This is a genomic window from Pseudomonas sp. AIG (assembly GCF_977020205.1).
Genome location: NZ_CDROCK010000007.1, coordinates 29,574 through 49,345, shown reverse-complemented (window position 1 = coordinate 49,345; position 19,772 = coordinate 29,574). Strand labels below are relative to the sequence as shown.

The 19,772-nt window shown below is 60.1% G+C and carries 17 protein-coding genes and 1 pseudogene; 8 read left to right on the top strand and 10 right to left on the bottom strand.

Annotation, left to right across the window (positions count from 1 at the left end):
* Positions 1 to 22: 22 nt before the first annotated feature.
* Complete coding sequence (mvaT, locus tag ACWR1S_RS06670) at positions 23 to 400, bottom strand: histone-like nucleoid-structuring protein MvaT (RefSeq protein WP_008058684.1); 378 nt, start codon at positions 398 to 400, stop codon at positions 23 to 25.
* A gap of 336 nt (positions 401 to 736) precedes the next feature.
* Between mvaT and purU the strand changes: the two genes are divergently transcribed.
* Both purU and ACWR1S_RS06660 read left to right on the top strand, forming a co-directional pair.
* Positions 737 to 1,585, top strand: coding sequence for a formyltetrahydrofolate deformylase (gene purU, locus ACWR1S_RS06665; RefSeq protein WP_011335666.1), 849 nt, complete (start codon positions 737 to 739; stop codon positions 1,583 to 1,585).
* A gap of 86 nt (positions 1,586 to 1,671) precedes the next feature.
* A complete protein-coding gene (locus ACWR1S_RS06660; RefSeq protein WP_454562896.1) occupies positions 1,672 to 1,851 on the top strand; it encodes a hypothetical protein in 180 nt (59 codons plus the stop codon).
* Here ACWR1S_RS06660 and ACWR1S_RS06655 read toward each other — a convergent pair.
* The 5 genes and pseudogenes from ACWR1S_RS06655 to ACWR1S_RS06635 form a co-directional block, all read right to left on the bottom strand.
* Positions 1,835 to 2,833 carry a lysylphosphatidylglycerol synthase transmembrane domain-containing protein gene (locus ACWR1S_RS06655; RefSeq protein ID WP_454562895.1) on the bottom strand — a complete coding sequence of 333 codons (999 nt, stop codon included), beginning with the start codon at positions 2,831 to 2,833 and terminating at the stop codon, positions 1,835 to 1,837. The two genes, ACWR1S_RS06660 and ACWR1S_RS06655, sit on opposite strands and share 17 nt — an antisense overlap.
* The gene (locus ACWR1S_RS06650; protein WP_454562894.1) at positions 2,830 to 3,606 is read right to left on the bottom strand and encodes a DUF2334 domain-containing protein; all 777 of its coding nucleotides are present in this window, start codon (positions 3,604 to 3,606) and stop codon (positions 2,830 to 2,832) included. The genes ACWR1S_RS06655 and ACWR1S_RS06650 overlap by 4 nt, the downstream gene beginning before the upstream one ends.
* Positions 3,599 to 4,690, bottom strand: a complete 1,092-nt coding sequence (locus ACWR1S_RS06645) for a glycosyltransferase family 4 protein (RefSeq protein ID WP_454562952.1) — start codon at positions 4,688 to 4,690, stop codon at positions 3,599 to 3,601. Before ACWR1S_RS06645 ends, ACWR1S_RS06650 begins: the two co-directional genes overlap by 8 nt.
* 352 nt (positions 4,691 to 5,042) lie before the next feature.
* Positions 5,043 to 5,807 carry a methyl-accepting chemotaxis protein gene (locus ACWR1S_RS06640; protein WP_371043227.1) on the bottom strand — a complete coding sequence of 255 codons (765 nt, stop codon included), beginning with the start codon at positions 5,805 to 5,807 and terminating at the stop codon, positions 5,043 to 5,045.
* Between the two features lie 93 nt (positions 5,808 to 5,900).
* A pseudogene (locus tag ACWR1S_RS06635) lies at positions 5,901 to 6,932 on the bottom strand (HAMP domain-containing protein); the annotation flags it as partial.
* Between the two features lie 189 nt (positions 6,933 to 7,121).
* On the opposite strand from ACWR1S_RS06635, the gene ACWR1S_RS06630 reads away from it, so the two are divergent.
* A complete protein-coding gene (locus ACWR1S_RS06630; RefSeq protein ID WP_454562893.1) occupies positions 7,122 to 8,609 on the top strand; it encodes a helicase HerA-like domain-containing protein in 1,488 nt (495 codons plus the stop codon).
* Between the two features lie 111 nt (positions 8,610 to 8,720).
* Here the strand turns inward: ACWR1S_RS06630 and ACWR1S_RS06625 are convergent, their stop codons facing one another.
* The gene (locus ACWR1S_RS06625) at positions 8,721 to 9,176 is read right to left on the bottom strand and encodes a DUF721 domain-containing protein (protein WP_454562892.1); all 456 of its coding nucleotides are present in this window, start codon (positions 9,174 to 9,176) and stop codon (positions 8,721 to 8,723) included.
* Between the two features lie 308 nt (positions 9,177 to 9,484).
* Between ACWR1S_RS06625 and secA the strand changes: the two genes are divergently transcribed.
* The 4 genes from secA (at position 9,485) to ACWR1S_RS06605 (ending at position 15,299) form a co-directional block, all read left to right on the top strand.
* A complete protein-coding gene (secA, locus tag ACWR1S_RS06620; protein ID WP_093430502.1) occupies positions 9,485 to 12,220 on the top strand; it encodes a preprotein translocase subunit SecA in 2,736 nt (911 codons plus the stop codon).
* 122 nt (positions 12,221 to 12,342) lie between these two features.
* Entirely contained in the window at positions 12,343 to 13,560 is a 1,218-nt protein-coding gene (gene argJ, locus ACWR1S_RS06615; protein WP_454562891.1) for a bifunctional glutamate N-acetyltransferase/amino-acid acetyltransferase ArgJ, read from the top strand.
* A 162-nt stretch (positions 13,561 to 13,722) separates the two neighbouring features.
* Entirely contained in the window at positions 13,723 to 14,355 is a 633-nt protein-coding gene (locus tag ACWR1S_RS06610; RefSeq protein ID WP_454562890.1) for a glutathione S-transferase family protein, read from the top strand.
* Positions 14,352 to 15,299 carry a Nudix family hydrolase gene (locus ACWR1S_RS06605; RefSeq protein ID WP_454562889.1) on the top strand — a complete coding sequence of 316 codons (948 nt, stop codon included), beginning with the start codon at positions 14,352 to 14,354 and terminating at the stop codon, positions 15,297 to 15,299. Before ACWR1S_RS06610 ends, ACWR1S_RS06605 begins: the two co-directional genes overlap by 4 nt.
* A 113-nt stretch (positions 15,300 to 15,412) precedes the next feature.
* Here ACWR1S_RS06605 and ACWR1S_RS06600 read toward each other — a convergent pair whose 3' ends face one another.
* From ACWR1S_RS06600 to ACWR1S_RS06590, 3 genes are read right to left on the bottom strand one after another with little or no spacing between them, the layout of a single operon-like run.
* Entirely contained in the window at positions 15,413 to 15,997 is a 585-nt protein-coding gene (locus tag ACWR1S_RS06600; protein ID WP_454562888.1) for a cob(I)yrinic acid a,c-diamide adenosyltransferase, read from the bottom strand.
* 3 nt (positions 15,998 to 16,000) lie between these two features.
* Positions 16,001 to 18,037, bottom strand: coding sequence for a sensor histidine kinase (locus tag ACWR1S_RS06595; RefSeq protein ID WP_454562887.1), 2,037 nt, complete (start codon positions 18,035 to 18,037; stop codon positions 16,001 to 16,003).
* A 45-nt stretch (positions 18,038 to 18,082) separates the two neighbouring features.
* Positions 18,083 to 19,000, bottom strand: a complete 918-nt coding sequence (locus tag ACWR1S_RS06590; RefSeq protein ID WP_454562886.1) for a putative 2-dehydropantoate 2-reductase — start codon at positions 18,998 to 19,000, stop codon at positions 18,083 to 18,085.
* A 140-nt stretch (positions 19,001 to 19,140) separates the two neighbouring features.
* Between ACWR1S_RS06590 and ACWR1S_RS06585 the strand changes: the two genes are divergently transcribed.
* A complete protein-coding gene (locus tag ACWR1S_RS06585) occupies positions 19,141 to 19,626 on the top strand; it encodes a YajQ family cyclic di-GMP-binding protein (RefSeq protein WP_042560649.1) in 486 nt (161 codons plus the stop codon).
* Positions 19,627 to 19,772: the final 146 nt, after the last annotated feature.

Here is a 19,772-nt window from a genome sequence, read left to right as displayed (position 1 = left end):
GCTCTGCGAAGGCGTTGCGGGCTTAGCCCAGCAGGGTAGCCCAGCCTTCAACCACGTCACCGCCCCACTTGGCTTTCCACTCTTTCAGAGTTTTGTGGTTGCCACCTTTGGTTTCGATGACTTCGCCGTTGTGCGGGTTTTTGTATTGTTTAACTTTGCGAGCACGCTTGGTGCCGGTAGTTTTTACTGCGCCGCCACGTGGAGCTTTGGTTTTTGCTTCCGGGTCCAGCAGCGCGATGATGTCGCGCAGGGACTTGGAGTATTCGCCCATCAGGGTGCGCAGTTTGCCTTCGAATTCCAGCTCGGTTTGCAGTTTGTCGTCTTGGGACAGGTTCTTCAAACGGGCTTGCAGCTCTTTGATAGCTTCTTCGGTGGCGCGATATTCGTTGATCAAGGACATGATTACTACCTTAGTAGAGTGCTGAATGGCAGGGGACAGTGCCGCAATAATAGTCAGGCTGTTTCATCAAGTAAACATTTAACCGGGGTTTTTATTTAAATTAGTTACGAGAAACTGCGTGCTATTGAATATTCAGTTAAATAGTGTGATCCAGTCATCACAGATATTCACAGTTGTCTGATCAAGTGATGCCGCAGAATCAGCGCCAGGCTGGCGGTGACGCCATCAAGCATCCCTGGCGCCGGGTCAGGCGTGGATCCGTGTTGATCAATACTGCAGTTTTCCCCCGCAGCCGCTAGAATGGCGGCCTTTGCGAAGTTCTGGAGTTTCCCCCTCATGCGCACTTTTCGGCTGGTGATCTCTTGCCCGGACCGCGTTGGCATTGTTGCCAAAGTCAGTAATTTTCTGGCAGCCCACAACGGCTGGATCACCGAAGCGAGCCATCACTCGGACAATCAAGTGGGCTGGTTCTTCATGCGTCACGAAATTCGTGCCGATTCGTTGCCTTTCGGTATTGAAGTGCTGCGCGAGAAGTTTGCACCGATCGCCGAAGAGTTTTCGATGGACTGGCGCATCACCGACACCGAGCAGAAAAAGCGCGTTGTGCTGATGGCCAGCCGCGAATCCCACTGCCTCGCTGACTTGCTCCATCGCTGGCACAGCGATGAACTGGACTGTGAAATCTCCTGCGTGATTTCCAACCACGATGACCTGCGCAGCATGGTCGAATGGCATGGCATTCCTTATTACCACGTCCCGGTCAATCCGCAGGACAAGCAACCGGCCTTCGACGAAGTGTCGCGTCTGGTCAAACAGCACGACGCCGAAGTGGTGGTGCTGGCGCGCTACATGCAAATCCTGCCGCCGGACATGTGCCGTGAATACGCGCACAAGGTCATCAACATTCACCACAGCTTCCTGCCGTCGTTCGTCGGTGCCAAGCCTTACCACCAGGCTTCCATGCGTGGCGTGAAGCTGATCGGCGCGACCTGTCACTACGTGACCGAAGAGCTCGACGCCGGTCCGATCATCGAGCAGGACGTGGTTCGCGTCAGCCACAGTGACAGCATCGAAGACATGGTGCGTTTCGGCCGTGACGTCGAGAAAATGGTGTTGGCGCGCGGCCTGCGTTATCACCTCGAAGACCGTGTGCTGGTGCACGGCAACAAGACTGTGGTGTTTTGATCTAAACCACACAGGCTTGAAAAACGAAGGGTCTGAGCGTTCAATCGCTTCAGGCCCTTCGCCGTTTCTGCACCAAGGAAAAGCCCATGACCGATCCACTGGACAAAGCCACTTCCAAAGCGCCCGCGACCTTGGGTGAGGGTTGTCTGAGCCGCTACGACCCGGATGACATGAGTCCTGAGGACGGTACCGAGTTTCCCGGCGCAGCCGAATTGTGGGAGCAACTCCAGAAAGAGGATCAGGACAGCGCTAAGAAGCCTGTCTGACGTTCATTAGCTTCTTCAACAGCGGCCGGCCCAGCATCAACAAAAACACCGGGCCACCGACCAGCAGATAGAAGTAATACGTCACCACCCGCCAGATCAGAATCGCCGCCGCTGCGGTGGATTTCCCCACCATCGGCGCCAGCAGCGCCGCCGACGTCAGTTCTGCCGCTCCCGCGCCGCCCGGCAGCAGGCTGAATTGACCTGCACCGAGTGACAGCATCTGCACCAGAAAACTCCAGGCCCACTGCAAGTCCGCACCGAGGCCACGTAACGCCAGATACAGCACGCTGTAACGCAGCAGCCAATGTACACACGTCAGGGCAAAGACCTTGACCAGCGTCTGCCAGGGCAACTTCAGCGTGTCGGTGAACGCTGCGAGAAAGTGCAGCAACTTGCGCGCCCAACGGCGTCGGGTGCTGCTCTTGACGTTCATCCTCGCCAACAGTCGCCCACTCAGGCGAATCAATGCGCGGTGATAACGCGCGAGCAATACACAACTGAACAAGCCGCCAAACAACGAAACGGCGCTGACGGTCAGCAGCCACTCCAGCCGATCGCTGAGGTGCTGAAACAGCGCGTAAATCAGGATCCCGCTCAGGGCGCAAAGAAAGAACAGCAGGTCACTCAACTGATCCATGGCAAACACCGCGCTGCCGCGGGCCGGCCGGACGCCCGAGCGAGCCAGCAGGGCCATGATCGTCAGCGGTCCGCCGCTGCCGCCGGGTGTCGCGCAATAGGCAAATTCGGCGGCCATGACCACGCCAAGACTCTTCAGCGGCGTGACGCGGTCGCGTTGATCGCCGAGCAACAGGCGCAAGCGCAGGGTATTGATCCCCCAGCAGAGCAGAATCATGCCGAACATCACCAGCAGCCAGTGCAGCGGAAAACTTTGCAGCCGTGCCCAGGTTTCGCTGCCGCCGAGCACAACCGGAATCAGCACGGCAGCGAGCAGGCCGACCAACAACAGAATGCCGCGACTCATGCGGCGCTTCCCGGTTGACCGCGCTGTTGAGCGAGCCAGTGTATTTTGGTCATCGGTACGCGTCCTTCGGCCAACAAGCGTTTGAGGGTGTTTAGCCAGTAATCACGGGAGTAACGGTGGCGCATGTCCACCGGGTGCAAGCCTAGCCGAATCACCGGCGCCTGGCACCAGCGCTGTTCTCGCTGCCCGCTGACTATTTTTGACACGCCACGACGCCAGGCACTGCGGGCGCTCCAGACCAGGCCCGGTGCATGGATGGCAGTGAAGTCCGGCAAGCGATAAAGGTGCTGCGGGTCGCTGGTGTAGCTCAGCTGCAATTCACGCAGGGCCTGGCGGGTGCCGTCACTCATCAGCCAGGCCGGCGCGACGAAACCGTGCAGTGGCCAGCCATAACGCTGAAATGACTCAACGCCATCGCGCAGACGGGCGAGGGCGGTTTCGCGGGACAAACGGTAGAACTCGCCTTCATGGGTGTAAACGCGGCGCATGAACCAGTCGCGCGGTGTCGTTGGACCGGGTTCCTGGTCATCATGGAAATAACCATGTAATGCCAACTCGTCACCGCGGGCGACGCGCGCATCCAGCCGTCGGCAAAATGCCGGGTGGTCGTCGAGGGCATTGTGCCGGTGGAAGTCGGGTACGACCAACCACGTCATCGGCACGTTGCCCAATGCGTCGACCGCCTCGATAAAGGGTTGGTAATCCGCCCACGTCGACGGTGCTACATCGTGCAGCACCAGCAAGACGGCGGGATTATTCATCGACTCAGCCATTGGCCACCCGTGGCAGCGTATGTCCGAGAACTGCGTGATAGTGGCCCAACAGGCTGTCGACCACCGTGTCCCACGCGTAATGGAGCTCGACATGCTGGCGCGCCTGTTGACCAAGGTTCACGCAGCCGCGACTGAACAGTTCGCGCACGGCATTGGCCATTGCCTGCGGATTGTTCGGTGCACAGAGCAGGCCGCAAGACTCGCTGATGATTTCTTCGAAGGCGCCAGCAGCCACCGCGACCACCGGGATGCCGCAGGCCATGGCTTCCAGAATGACCAGCCCAAAAGTTTCCTGATCACCGGCATGCACCAAAGCATCAGCACTGGCCATCAATTGCGCCACTCGCGACGGCGGGCAGAATTCATCGATCACACTGACGTTGTCCGGCACGACGGCGGGCATCGACGAGCCAACTAGCAGCAGGTGATAACGCGGGCCAAGGCGTTTCATGCAATTGAGCAGCACCGGCAGGTTTTTCTCTTTCGAACCGCGCCCGGCAAAAATCAGCAACCGCGTGTCGTCGGCGATGCCCAGTTCTGCGCGCAGATGGCGGTTACCCGCATCAGGGTGAAAGGTTTGCAGATCCACGCCCAAAGGTTGCACGAAGACATTGCGTACGCCGAGTCCGCTGAGCTTGTCAGCCATGACCTGACTGGGCGCCAATACCCGGTCGAAGTTGCCATAGAGCTTGGTGACGTAGGCTTCGATATTCGGCGTGACCCAATGACCCATGCGATTGCCGACCAGCAGTGGCAGGTCCGAGTGATAAAAGCCGATCACCGGCACATCCAGCTGCCGTCGGGCATCCAGTGCAGCCCAGGCAGTCAGGTAAGGGTCGCCGACTTCGATCAGATCGGGCTGCAAATCCTGCAGGACGTTTCGCCAGGGCGCGAGGCGCAGAGGGAAGCGATAACCTTTGCCGAAGGGCAGGGCGGGGGCGGGAACCGTGTAAACGCCGTCGTGTTCGCCGAAGTGGGCGCCGGGAATCAACAGGCTATGGCGAATGCCGGGTTTAACGCCCAGCCGGCGGTGTTTAGCATCCAGATAAGTGCGCACGCCACCGCTGGCCGGGGCGTAGAACATAGTGATGTCGGCGATGTGCACGGTGATCAACCCTCCGCTGCGTGGTTCTCCCTTGGTTGACCTTTATCAAGAATAGATGTTCGGTCGGGATTGCGCGGTGGGTTTGAAGAGCGCCCTCACCCTAACCCTCTCCCGGAGGGAGAGGGGACTGACCGAGGTGGATGTTGGAGGTACGCCGACTTGAGAGACCTGAGTCGAACTCAGGTTCTGAGCATGAAGATCTGCTCCCTTTCCCCTCTACCCTTGGCAATTCCTGAGCCGAGCTCAGATTTTGAAAAGCATATAGATCTGCTCCCTTTCCCCCTCGCCCCCCTTGGGGGAGAGGGCTGGGGTGAGGGGGAGGCTTTTGATCTTAAATGCGGAAACTGCCAACCAGTTGCTTCAGACGCGAAGCCTGCTGCTCCAGATCCGAACACGCCCGCAGCGTCGCCTGCAAGTTCTCCACGCCTTCCTGGTTCAGCGTGTTGATCTCGGTGATATCAACGTTGATCGACTCAACAACAGCAGTCTGCTCCTCGGTCGCGGTGGCGACCGACTGATTCATCCCGTCGATCTCGCCAATGCGCTGCGTCACGCTGTTCAAGCGCTCCCCGGCGAGGTTGGCGATTTCGACGCTGTCCTGACTGTGGCGCTGGCTGTCGCTCATGGTGCTCACCGATTCACGGGCGCCGACCTGCAGCTCCTCGATCATGGTCTGCACCTGTTGCGCCGATTCCTGGGTGCGGTGTGCCAGATTGCGCACTTCATCCGCCACTACGGCAAACCCACGACCGGCCTCTCCAGCACGCGCCGCTTCAATCGCGGCGTTAAGCGCGAGCAGGTTGGTCTGTTGGGAAATACTGGTGATCACTTCGAGAATCTGGCCGATGTTCACGGTTTTGCTGTTCAGCGACTCGATGTTGCTGCTCGATGCGCTGAGCATGCTCGACAGTTGATTCATCGCCTTGATGCTGCGATCCACCACTTGCTGACCGTCTTCAGCCAGACCGCGAGCGTCGCTGGCCTGATTCGAGGCCTGTGCGGCGTTGCGGGCGATCTCCTGCGCGGCGGCGCCGAGTTGGTTGATCGCCGCGGCGACGCTGCTGGTACGCGAGGCTTGCTGATCGGAGTTGTACATCGATGAGTTCGACGCGGCAACCACACGCAGGGCGACTTCGTTAACCTGGCCGGTGGCCGACGACACTTCGCGGATCGAGCCGTGAATACGCTCGACGAAACGGTTGAACGCAGTGCCCAGTACGCCGAACTCATCGTTATTGACGATGGTCAGGCGTTTGGTCAGGTCGCCTTCACCGTCGGCGATGTCTTCCATGGCGCGGGTCATCACGTGCAACGGCTGGATCAGAATGCGGATCAGCATGCCGAGCAAGGCGAGGATGATCGCCACCGCGATCACCGTGGCAATCACCGCAGAAGTGCGGAACTGGCTAAGCATGGCGAAAGCCTGGTCTTTATCCACCGACAGACCGATGTACCAGTTCACCGACGGCAGGCCTTTGATCGGCGCGAAGGTGACGATGCGGGTCTTGCCATCGACGGTGACTTCACTGAAGTCGCTGCTGATGCGCGGGGTGTCCTGCGGATAGGCTTCTTTCAGTGATTTCATCACCAAGGCCTTGTCCGGGTGCACCAGAATCTTGCCGTCGGCGCTGACCAGGAACACATAACCCATGCCGTCGAAATCGCGGGCGGCGAGGGTGTCGACCAGCGATTGCAGGCTCAAGTCGCCGCCAACCACACCCACGCTCTGGCCGGCCTTTTTCGAGGCGGTGGCGATGGAAATGATCAATTGGCCGGTGGCAGCGTCGATGTACGGCTCGGTCAGGGTCGAGGTGCTGCTGCTCTCGGCACCTTTATACCAAGGGCGCACGCGCGGATCGAAACCGTCCGGCATCTTCGTGTCGGGGCGAATGGTGAAGTGCCCGGTGGCATCACCCAGATAGGTGGCCATGAACGTCGAGGTCAGGGTTTTCTGTTCCAGCAGGCTCGCGACGTTGGCAGGTTCGGGATTGATGGCAATGTTCTGGGCAGCGTTCTCGACCAGCAGAATACGGCCGCTGAGCCAGGTCTGAATATTGCCGGCAGTGACCTCGCCCATCTCGTTGAGGTAGTTGTTCAGGTCATCGCGGATCGCATTGCGCTGCAACCAGTCGTTGTACGCCGTAAACGAGGCGAAGGCGGCGATGACGATGAGGGCGGCGGCAAGCAAAATTTTATGGCTGAAGCGCAGATTTTTGTTCATGGCTTGGGGTTCCGCTAAGGTCTTAATGTCCAGGGCGTGCTTTTATAGAAGCGCGCAAAATGGGCAAGGGTGAAAGTAAGCTGATATTTCCGTCTCTCCTTAGGGAAATGTCCGGCCTGACTTGTGGTCGGGTCTCTCACTCTTCTTTATCGGCCATGCAGAATCAAAGATTAACCATTGGGTGACAAAATGCCTGACTCCTCGCAACTCGTAATCGGCGCCGACCTCGCAGGCCAACAGATTGCTCAGGCCATGCGCCTGGCGAACCGCCACGGACTGGTCGCCGGCGCCACCGGTACCGGTAAAACCGTCACCTTGCAGCGTTTGGCCGAGGCGTTCAGCGACGCTGGGGTGGCGGTATTTGCCGCCGACATCAAGGGCGATCTGTGTGGCCTCGGTGCCGCCGGCAACCCGCAGGGCAAAGTCGCCGAGCGCATTGCCGGGATGCCGTGGCTCAACTACACGCCGCAGGCGTATCCGGTGACGTTGTGGGATATCCACGGCGAGTCCGGTCATCCATTGCGCACCACGCTGAGCGAAATGGGCCCGCTGTTGATTGGCAGTCTGCTGGAGCTGACCGACAGCCAGCAGTCGGCGCTCTACGCAGCCTTTAAGGTCGCCGATCGTGAGGGTTTGTTGCTGCTGGACCTGAAGGATCTGAAAGCGCTGCTCAATCACCTCAAGGAAAATCCGCAACTGCTGGGCGAAGACGCAGCGTTGATGACCACCGGTTCCAGTCAGGCGCTGCTACGCCGTCTGGCGATCCTTGAGCAGCAGGGCGCTGAAGCCTTGTTCGGCGAACCGGCACTGCAACTCGAAGACATTCTGCAACCGACCGCCGATGGCCGTGGGCGCATTCACTTGCTCGACGCCAGTCGGCTGGTGCACGAGGCGCCGAAAGTCTACGCAACCTTCCTGTTGTGGCTACTGGCTGAACTGTTCGAGCAATTGCCCGAGCGCGGCGATGCCGACAAACCGCTGTTGGCGTTGTTTTTTGATGAGGCGCATTTGCTCTTTGGCGATACGCCCAAGGCTCTGCAGGAGCGGCTGGAGCAAGTGGTGCGCTTGATCCGTTCCAAAGGGATTGGCGTGTATTTCGTCACGCAGTCACCGGCGGACTTGCCGGATGACGTGCTGGCGCAGCTCGGCCTGCGCATCCAGCATGGTTTACGCGCCTTCACTGCCAAAGAGCAGAAATCCCTGCGCGCAGTAGCCGACGGCTTTCGGCCGAATCCGGCGTTCGACACTCTGTCGGTGCTGACCGAGTTGGGGATTGGCGAGGCGCTGGTCGGCACGTTGACCGAGAAAGGCACGCCGGAAATGGTTCAGCGTGTGCTGGTCGCACCGCCGCAATCGCGAATCGGGCCGTTGACCGAAACCGAGCGCACGCTGCTGATCGCGGGGTCGCCGTTCAAGGGCCGTTATGACAAGCCGATCGATCGTGAGTCGGCGTATGAAATTCTGATGGGCCGCAAAGGCTTGGCGCCTGAAGCCGAGGCACCCGCTGGCAAGCCTGCGGTTGAAGAGCCGAGCCTGGCCGACATAGCCGGAGAGTTCCTCGGCACCGCCGCCGGCCAAGCGCTGAAATCCGCCATGCGCCAGGCCGCCAACAATCTGGGCAAACAACTGGTACGCGGCCTGATGGGCTCTTTACTCGGTGGCAGCAAACGCCGCTGATCTAATAATGTAGGAGTGAGCCTGCTCGCGATTGCGGTATGCCAGTCACGACAATGTTGACTGTTTCACCGCTATCGCGAGCAGGCTCACTCCTACAATTATTGATAGCTGTCAGGATTTGTCTTTGGCGTGCGCCGCCAAGCGTTCGAGCGCCGCGCGTAACCCCGGATCAGTGATCCCGTCCGCCGTCGCCTGAATCGTTGCCGCTGCATCCGTGGACAAGTCCATCGTGTGCCCGACTGCCCCGCGTTGAACCGTCGGCGGCTGCACCTTGAACAGAATCCGCGTCAGACTGGCGAACTCATCGAACATCTGCAATTGCCGCTGCAGGCGTTTTTGCTGGTAGCGCAGGCGTGTGGCCCAGTGGCCGTCGGTGACAATCAGCAACAGACTGCCTTCACGCCACGACGCTACATGGCAGTGTTCGCGGGCGGCAGGTTGCAGTTGGCTTTCGAGCAGGCGTTGCAAATGCCCCAATCGCTGGGCATGGCCGAGGATGGCTTTGAGCGGCTTGGCTTCGCGCAGGAGAACGGCGGGTGCTCTGGCCGTAAGAGGGCGGAATGCCATGATCGAACACCTGAAGTAACAGAAACGCCATGGTAGCAGAAAGGCCGAAATCACTCGCCCATTGCTTTTGCCCCCGCTTTACCCATTAAATCAACGACTAACTTCTGCCTTGTATGACTTGAAGTTGAGCAAAACGCCCCTATTTTAAGTGAGCCCCGTCAAAGCGCAGTGCCAGCATCGTGGAACATCGCCACTTTCCTCACTTCCGTTTCCGGGTAGAATGCTCGTTCGCATGCGGCCATGAGGGCTGCACGGGCGACGCTCACGGGGCCGCCCTCCATCCCTTTAGTGTGGAAGATCCTGCCGATATGTTTGCGCCTTTGTTAAAGAAACTTTTTGGAAGCAAGAACGAGCGTGAAGTCAAACGCATGCTCAAGACGGTGCAGCTCGTCAATGCCTTCGAAGAGCAAATGGTGGCCCTTTCGGACGATCAATTGCGCGCCAAGACCGCTGAGTTCAAGGCCCGCATCGCCAAAGGGGAAACCCTCGACAAGCTGTTGCCAGAAGCCTTTGCGGTCGCCCGCGAAGCCGGCAAGCGCATCATGGGTATGCGCCACTTCGACGTACAGCTCGTCGGTGGCATGACCTTGCACGAAGGCAAGATCGCCGAAATGCGCACCGGTGAGGGTAAAACCCTCGTAGCGACCCTGGGTGTTTACCTCAACGCATTGTCCGGCAAGGGCGTGCACGTTGTGACGGTGAACGACTACCTGGCGCGTCGTGACGCCAACTGGATGCGCCCGCTGTATGAATTCCTCGGTCTGACCGTCGGCGTCGTGACGCCGTTTCAGCCGCCGGAAGAGAAGCGTCTGGCCTACGCCGCCGACATCACCTACGGCACCAACAACGAATTCGGTTTCGACTACCTGCGCGACAACATGGCGTTCAGCATGGAAGAAAAATTCCAGCGCGAACTCAACTTTGCCGTGATCGACGAAGTCGACTCCATCCTCATCGACGAAGCGCGTACCCCGCTGATCATCTCCGGTCAGGCCGAGGACAGCTCCAAGCTGTACATGGAGATCAATAAACTGATCCCGCAGCTGGAACTGCACGTTGAAGAAGTCGAAGGCGAAGTCACCAAGGCTGGCCATTACACCGTTGACGAGAAGACCCGTCAGGTCGAACTCAACGAAGCCGGTCACCAGTTCATCGAAGACATGCTCACCCGCGTCGGCCTGCTGGCTGAAGGTGAGAGCCTGTACTCGGCGCATAACCTGGGCCTGTTGACCCACGTGTATGCCGGTCTGCGTGCGCACAAGCTGTTCAACCGCAACATCGAATACATCGTGCAGGACGGCCAGGTCGTACTGGTCGACGAACACACCGGCCGTACCATGCCGGGTCGTCGTCTGTCCGAAGGCCTGCACCAGGCCATCGAAGCCAAGGAAGGTCTGAACATCCAGGCCGAGAGCCAGACCTTGGCCTCGACCACGTTCCAGAACTACTTCCGTCTGTACACCAAGCTGTCCGGCATGACCGGTACCGCCGACACCGAAGCGTTCGAATTCCACCAGATCTATGGTCTGGAAGTCATGGTCATTCCGCCGAACAAGCCGTTGGCGCGTAAAGACTTCAATGACCTGGTGTTCCTCACCGCCGAAGAGAAATACGCGGCGATCGTGGCGGACATCAAGGAAAGCATGGCGGCCGGTCGTCCGGTGCTGGTGGGTACTGCCACCATCGAAACCTCCGAGCACATGTCCGCACTGCTCGTGAAGGAAGGCATCGAACACAAGGTTCTCAACGCCAAGTTCCACGAAAAAGAAGCCGAGATCATCGCGCAGGCCGGTCGTCCGGGCGCCCTGACCATCGCCACCAACATGGCCGGTCGTGGTACCGACATCCTGCTGGGCGGTAACTGGGAAGTTGAAGTCGCGTCGCTGGAAGACCCGACCCCTGAGCAGATCGCCCAGATCAAGGCAGATTGGCAGAAGCGTCACCAGCAAGTGCTGGAATCCGGCGGTCTGCAAGTGATTGCTTCCGAGCGTCACGAATCGCGTCGTATCGACAACCAGCTGCGTGGCCGTGCCGGCCGTCAGGGTGACGCCGGTTCCAGCCGCTTCTACCTGTCGCTGGAAGACAGCCTGATGCGCATTTTCGCCTCTGACCGGGTGAAGAACTTCATGAAAGCCCTGGGCATGCAGCCGGGTGAAGCGATCGAGCACCGCATGGTGACCAACGCGATCGAGAAGGCACAGCGCAAGGTTGAAGGTCGTAACTTCGACATTCGTAAGCAACTGCTTGAGTTCGATGACGTCAACAACGAACAGCGTAAAGTGATCTATCACATGCGTAACACGTTGCTGGCCGCCGACAACATCGGTGAGACCATCGCCGATTTCCGTCAGGACGTGCTCAACGCTACCGTCAGCGCGCACATTCCGCCGCAATCGCTGCCAGAGCAGTGGGACGTGGCCGGTCTGGAAGCCTCGATTGCCAGCGACTTCGGCGTGACACTGCCGATTCAGCAATGGCTCGACGAAGACGATCACCTGTACGAAGAAACCCTGCGCGAGAAGCTCATGACCGAGCTGATGGCGGCGTACAACGAGAAAGAAGACCAGGCCGGTGCCGATGCACTGCGCTCGTTCGAGAAACAAATCGTACTGCGCGTGCTGGACGACCTGTGGAAAGACCACCTGTCGACCATGGATCACCTGCGTCACGGCATCCACCTGCGTGGCTACGCCCAGAAGAACCCGAAGCAGGAATACAAGCGCGAGTCGTTCACGCTGTTCTCCGAGCTGCTCGATTCGATCAAGCGCGATTCGATCCGTGTGCTGTCGCACGTTCAGGTTCGCCGCGAAGATCCGGAAGCCGAAGAGCAACGTCTGCGTCAGGAAGCCGAAGCACTGGCCGCCCGTATGCAGTTCGAACACGCCGAAGCGCCAGGTCTGGAGCAACCGGAAGTATTGGGTGAAGAGGTCGATGTGGCCCTCGCCACCGCCCCGGTTCGCAACGAGCAGAAGCTGGGCCGCAACGAACTGTGCTACTGCGGTTCGGGCAAGAAATTCAAGCATTGCCACGGGCAGATCCAGTAAAACCCGTTTCAATCGCTGAAATACCCGCGCCGCGACCGGCTCCTGCCGTCGCGGCGTTTTGCCATTCAAACCATCGTCACTGTGCGTGGCGGTGCTGACATCATTGAGTAAGGAGCGCATTCATGGCTGTTGGTCTTGGTCCTTTGCCAACGTTGCACCCGGTTGCCGGTTTTGAACTCGGTATCGCTTCGGCCGGCATCAAGCGCCCCGGGCGCAAAGATGTCGTTGTGATGCGCTGTGCCGAAGGCTCGACCGTGGCGGGCGTGTTCACCTTGAACGCCTTTTGTGCCGCGCCGGTGATTCTGGCGAAGAAGCGCGTACAGAACGCTGTGCGTTATCTGCTGACCAACACCGGCAACGCCAATGCTGGCACTGGCGAGCCGGGGCTGGCCGCCGCTGAGCGCACCACTGCCAGACTGGCCGAGCTGACCGGCGTTGATGCGAGCCAGATTCTGCCGTACTCCACCGGTGTGATCGGCGAGCCACTGCCGGTCGAGAAGATCGAAGGCGCGCTGCAAGCCGCGCTGGACGACTTGTCGGAAAACAACTGGGAAGCCGCTGCCACCGGCATCATGACCACCGACACCCTGCCGAAGGGCGCCAGCCGCCAGTTCGAGCATGACGGCGTGACCATCACCGTCACCGGCATCAGCAAAGGCGCGGGCATGATCCGTCCGAACATGGCGACCATGCTTGGCTACATCGCCACTGATGCCAAAGTCTCCCGCGAAGTGCTGCACAACCTGATGCTCGACGGTGCCAACAAGTCGTTCAACCGCATCACCATCGACGGCGACACCTCGACCAACGACTGCTGCATGCTGATTGCTACCGGTAAAGCTGCACTGCCGGAAATCACCCGCGCCGAAGGCGAGTTGTTCGCCAAGTTGAAGCAAGCGGTGTTCGAAGTGTGCATGGACGTGGCCCAGGCCATCGTGCGTGACGGCGAAGGCGCAACCAAGTTCGTCACCGTTGAAGTGAATGGCGGCGGCAACCATCAGGAATGCCTCGACGTCGGCTACACCGTGGCGCACTCGCCGCTGATCAAGACCGCGCTGTTCGCCTCCGACCCGAACTGGGGCCGTATTCTGGCTGCCGTCGGTCGTGCCGGCGTGCCGGATCTGGACGTGAGCAAGATTGACGTGTTCCTCGGCGACGTGTGCATCGCCAGCCGTGGCGCCCGCGCGGCGACCTACACTGAAGCCCAGGGCTCGGCGGTGATGCAGCAGGAAGAGATCACCATCCGTATCGAACTGGGTCGCGGCGATTGCAGCGAAACCATCTGGACCACCGACCTGTCGCATGAATACGTGAAGATCAACGCCGAATACCGCACTTGATCTAACCTGAGACCGAGTCGATGCCATCGCGAGCAGGCTCACTCCTACAGTGGTTTTGTAAATGCCACAGATCCCCTGTAGGAGTGAGCCTGCTCGCGATGGCGACCCATCAGGCACTGAAAAAACCTGGCCTGATTCTCCTGACGAAAAGGCGCCACACCCATGTCCCTGCACCTGATCATCGGCGACAAACTGCTTTCCTCCTGGTCCTTGCGCGCCGCCCTGGCCGTTGAGCTGACCGGCGCACCCTACACCGAAGAGCTGATCAAGCTCGGCAAGCCCGACACCCGCGAGCGGCTGCTCAAGCACTCGCCGACCGCCAAGGTGCCGTTGTTGCAAACCGCGCGCGGCACCATCGCCGACTCGCTGGCCATCGCCGAATACCTCGCCGAGACGTTCCCGTCCGAGCAACTCTGGCCCACTGACATTTTCGCCCGTGCCCAGGCCCGGTCCGCCTGCGCACAGATGCACAGCGGCTTCTTCGCCATGCGCAATCACATGCCGTTCAATCTCAACCACGACGCACCGCTGAACCCGGTGCCGCCTGAGGTGAAGGTCGACATCGACCGCATGCTTGCGCTGTGGGCCGAATGCCGTGACGCCGCCACCGAGAGCGGGCCGTATCTGTTTGGCCGGGTCAGTCTGGCCGATGCCTTCTTCGCGCCGATCGCCGTGCGCCTGCGTACGTATCAGGTGAACCTGCCGGCCGCTGACCAAGCCTATGTTGAAACCGTCTACCAATGGCCCGCCTTCAAGGCGTGGCAAAAGGCTGGATTGGAGGAGCTGAATCCGTGAAACGTGTACACGTCGCCGCTGCGGTCATACGTGATCACAGTGGCAAAATCCTCATCGCCCGCCGCGCCGACACCCAGCATCAGGGTGGTCTGTGGGAGTTTCCCGGCGGCAAGGTCGAGGCCGACGAGTCGGTTGAAACCGCGCTGGCTCGTGAGCTGCACGAAGAACTGGGTATCGTCGTTGGCGCTGCCCGACCGCTGATCAAGGTGCGTCACGATTACCCCGACAAACAGGTGTTGCTGGATGTCTGGGAAGTCTCGGCATTTACCGGCGAGCCGCACGGTGCCGAAGGTCAGCCTTTGGCCTGGGTTACGGCGAAGGAACTGGCGAATTACGAGTTCCCGGCGGCCAACCAGCCGATCGTTGCCGCCGCGCGTTTGCCAGCGGAGTACCTGATTACCCCGGAAGACTTGGAAACCCCGGCTCTGCTGCGTGGTATCCAGAAGGCGATTGCCGGCGGGATCAAACTGATCCAGCTGCGCGCACCGAACGGCTACGACCCCAAGTATCGTGATCTGGCAGTCGATGCCGTCGGTCTGTGTGCCGGCAAGGCGCAACTGATGATCAAGGGGCCGTTCGAGTGGCTCGGCGATTTTCCGTCTGCCGGCTGGCACATCACCTCTGCACAGCTGCGCAAATACGCGGCGGCGGGGCGTCCGTTGCCGGCGGAGCGCTGGTTGGCGGCGTCGTGCCACAACGCTGAAGAGCTGGCGCTGGCCGAGCAGATGGGTGTGGATTTCGTCACGCTGTCGCCGGTGCAGCCGACCCTGACGCACCCGGATGCGCAGCCGCTTGGCTGGGAGCAGGCTGGGGCGTTGATCGAAGGCTTCAGTAAGCCGGTGTTTCTGTTGGGCGGGGTTGGCCCGGCTGAGCGCGGAAAAGCCTGGGGCCACGGCGCTCAAGGTGTGGCGGGGATTCGCGCGTTCTGGCCTGATTCTTTGTAAAGGCTGCCGGCCTCTTCGCGAGCAGGCTCACTCCTACAGTTGACCGCGTTCCTTCAGGTAGAACGCGGTCAACTGTAGGAGTGAGCCTGCTCGCGATGGCGTCCTATAAGGCACTACTTTTCTGCAGGCTTTGCCACCGGCTGCCAGAGAATCTCCGCAATCCCCTGCCGCCGCGCAATCAACCGCGCCGCGACAAACAGCAAATCCGACAACCGATTGATATACGCCAGCCCAACCCCGGCCAACGGCTCCAGCGCATTCAAATGCTGACAACGCCGCTCGGCACTCCTCGCCAGGCTGCGACACACATGTGCCTGGGCAATCAACATCGAGCCACCTGGCAGAATGAAATTCTCCAGCGGCCCCAACTCTTCATTCCACACATCGATCGCCGCTTCCAGGCGCTCGATTTCCGCCGCGTTCAACGCCTGATACGCCGGCATCGCCAGTTCGCCACCCAAATCAAACAACCGATGCTGACAAGGCGCCAACACCTCGATCAGTTCATTCAGTCCCGGATAGGTCTCGCGTTCGGCTATCAGCCCCGCCAGCAACACGCCGACCTGACTGTTCAGCGTATCGACCTCGCCAATGGCCTCGATGCGCGGGTGATCCTTGGGCACGCGACGGCCGTCACCCAGGCCGGTTTCGCCTTTGTCACCGGTGCGGGTGTAGATTTTCGACAGGCGAAAGCCCATGGGTTACCTCGATAATTGATTGGTTTCGGCAGCGATGGGCAGCGGTTGCGTCAGCGGCAGGCGCAAGGTGAAACAAGTGCCTTGGCCCGGTGCTGACTGCACCTCCATCTGCCCTTTGTGATTATTGGTGATGATGAAGTACGACACCGACAAGCCAAGCCCGGTGCCCTGACCGATTTCCTTGGTGGTGAAGAACGGCTCGAAGGTGCGTTTGCGCACGTTCTCGCTCATGCCGATGCCGTTGTCCTCGACCTGAATTTCAGCCCACGGTGGATTGAGCTTGGTGCGCAGGATGATCCGTCCCGGCTCGCTGTCGTCTTCACGCTGGTGAATGGCTTGCGCGGCGTTTTTCAACAGATTGAGCAGCACTTGCTCGAGTTCGTTGGCGGTGCCCGGCACCGGGCCGAGCGCCGGATCGAACTGACGGATGATCGCCTGGCCCTTGAAGTCGAAGCCGATGGCCAGGTCGAAGTCGTTGCCGGCGATGTCCACGGCTTGGTCGATCAGTGCCGGTAAGTCGCACGGCGCCATTTGTCGGGTGCTGCGGCGGCTGAAGCTGAGCATGTGCGTGACGATTTTCGCCGCGCGGGCGCCGGCCTGTTGGATGCCGTCGAGCAGTTGCGGCACTTCGCGACCTTGCAGATAGCGGTTCACCGTGTCCAGTTCGATGCCCAACTGCTCGGCGGTTTCGAGATTCTTTGGCAGATCGGACGACAGACGGCGACGGATGTTCTGCACGTTGTGCAGGATCGCGCCCAACGGATTGTTGATTTCGTGGGCCATGCCGGCGGCGAGGCCACCGACCGAGAGCATTTTCTCCGACTGCACCATCATTTCTTCCAGTGACAGACGCTGGGTGATGTCGTCGATACGGATCACCACGCCACGCCCGGCGCCGCCCATCAACGGGTAGAACGTCAGCGCGTAATGCTTAGGTTCATCGTCCTTGAACCACGTCACTCGCTCGATTTTCGCCACGGTGTGCTGCTCGACGGTCTGCTTGAGCTGCGGCAGAAACGGCTTGAGCGGTTCGAAGGCGAGAAAGATCGGCTGGTTCAGCGCCTCGTCCAGCCGCGTGCCGGAAAGGGCGCTGGCCTCCTGGTTCCATTGGGTGACGTAAAGCTGTTCGTCGAGGGCGATCAGCGCCGACGGCATCGAGTCGATGATGCTGTTGAGGTAGTTCTGGAAACCGGTGAGCTTCTTCTCGATCTTGCTGCGCACCTGGACTTCCAGTTCCAGCTTGCGGTTGGTGTGGCGGGTTTCTTCGGCCAGCCCTTGGGCCTGATCGTACGCGGCTTGCGAGTCATCGCGGGCGCGTTTGAGCTGCTGCTCGCGGGCTTCGATGCGCGACAGCATGGTGTTGAATGCCTCGGCGAGGCTGCCGATTTCATCGTGGTTGCCGCGTGAGGCGCGCAGGGCGTAGTTCTCTTCCCGGGTGACCTGACGCGAGAGTTCTTCCAGCTGATGGATCGGCCGGGTGATCAGGCGTTTGATCTGCCGGGCAATCACCAGCCACAACAACACGCTGAAAATCAGAATGCCGAGGCTCGCGGTCAACGTGCCGGTGTAGAACGCCATCGGCAGTTCGCTGCTGGCGACCAGCAACAGATGGCCCGGCGCAGTGCCGGGGCGGGGGAGGGGGGTCAACTGGGTGGTGCGAAACTCCGTGGGCTGCCACGCCTCGATGTGCCGATAGCGCTCCGGCAGGTTGAGTTTGTCGCCACGCTGGACTTGCGCCAGGCGTTCGCCCTTGCCGTCATACAGTGCGGCGGCGCGCAGGGGCGAATAGCTGTCGAGTTCTTTGAGCAGGCGTTCGGCGCTTTGTGGCGATTGCAGGGCTTCGCTGACCAGGCTCGGGTTGGAAATCAGCCGGCCGATGGTCTGTAAGGCCTGCGGCGCCATGCTTTCCTGGGAGATGTAATAGGCGGCGCTGATAAAGGTCAGGTTCGCGACCAGCAGAACCGTGGTCAACAGCACCAGCAGGGCGGCCAGCAGTTTCTGGCCGACCGGCAGGTTTTCGAGACGCTGGCGCAATGGCATCAGGTTTTTCGCAACAAAGGAACAAGTGGCCAGCGTAGCCGCTGCTCAGTCGCTGGGCAATCCGAGGCTGTGCAGATGAGCGACCAGGCGCTGCTGCAATTGATTGAGGTGCGGCAAATTCAACTGGTGGCGCGCGGCGACTTTGCACGCGTGGCCCAACAGATAGCTGATTTCCGTGCGGCGCTGGTTGGCGACGTCCTGATACATCGATGAGTAATTGGCGGCGGTGGCGTGGATGACTCGCTCGACTTCCTCTTGCAGGTTGTCGGCGGCGGCGGGTTGGCCGCAGCGCTCGAGCAATTCGGCGAGTTCGGCGCACAGGGTGGCGACTTCGCAATGGTGCTCCTGCAAGCCACCGTTGCGGCAATGGTGCAGCACGGTCAGCGGATTGATCGCGCAGTTGAGCGCCAGTTTGCGCCACAAGCGCGTGAGGATATCGGTGCTCCATTGGTGGGGGATCTTTGCCGCGTCGAGATCGTCCAGCCAGATCGGCGCGATCGGATGACCGGCGTCGCCCAGCCAGGTGAAACCGTGGCCGGCAAACACGACGCGCCAGTCGCCATCGCGAAACGCACCTTCAGTGCTGGAGGCGCTGATGCAGCGCGCCTGTGGCACCCGGGTGGCCACGGCGTCCTGACTGCCGAGACCGTTTTGCAGAAGAATCAGTTCGGCGTCCGCTGTCAGCCGTGGGGCGAGGCGGGCGACGGCGCTTTCGGCGTCGTAGGCTTTGCACGCCACCAGCAAACGGCGGATCGGCTCGGGGCTGTCGGGTGTTTCGCCGGGAACCGCATAGGTGCTCGCCACACCGTGCTCCACCAGCGTCAAGCCGCCCGCTGCCTCATAGCTTTGCAAACGTTCGGCATCGCGCACGATCAGCCTGACCGGCAAACCGGCGCGAGCCAGGCGTGTGGCCCAAAGCGTGCCGAGACTGCCGGCGCCCAATACATGCCAGGGGGTGGACATCAGTTTTTTGCTCGATTGCGTACAGGCATGTGCGGCTCGCCGTGTCGGTGGGAAAAGACCCGTTATAATGAGCCCGATTTTAACCGCAAGCCAAGCGCGCTCCATCCTCATCGAGCGCGCCTTTTTATTGGAGAGATTACATGCCGTCGTTCGACGTGGTATCCGAACTGGACAAACACGAACTCACCAACGCGGTCGAGAACGCCGTGAAGGAACTCGATCGTCGTTATGACCTGAAAGGCAAAGGCAGCTTCGAGTTCAAGGAAAAGGACCTTACCGTCAGCCTCACCGCTGAAGCCGGGTTCCAGCTGGAAGCGATGATCGAAATCCTCAAGCTGGCACTGGTCAAGCGCAAGATCGACGTGCAGTGCCTTGAGGTCAAGGACGAGTACGCATCGGGCAAGCTGATGAAGCAGGACGCCGTGCTCAAGGAAGGTATCGACAAAGAGCTGGCGAAGAAGATCGTCGGCCACATCAAGGACGCAAAACTCAAAGTACAGGCCGCCATTCAAGGCGAGCAAGTGCGCGTGACCGGCAAGAAGCGTGATGACCTGCAAGAGGCCATCGCGGCACTGCGGGCCAAGGAATTCGGCATGCCACTGCAGTTCAACAACTTCCGCGACTAAACTCGGTCAGATGATCTGTGGGAGCGAGCCTGCTCGCGAAGGCTGTATGTCATTCAATAATGAGTTGACTGACACACCGTCTTCGCGAGCAGGCTCGCTCCCACATTGTTTTGTGTACATCCGGCGGGTTTCTGCCGCTTATTTTT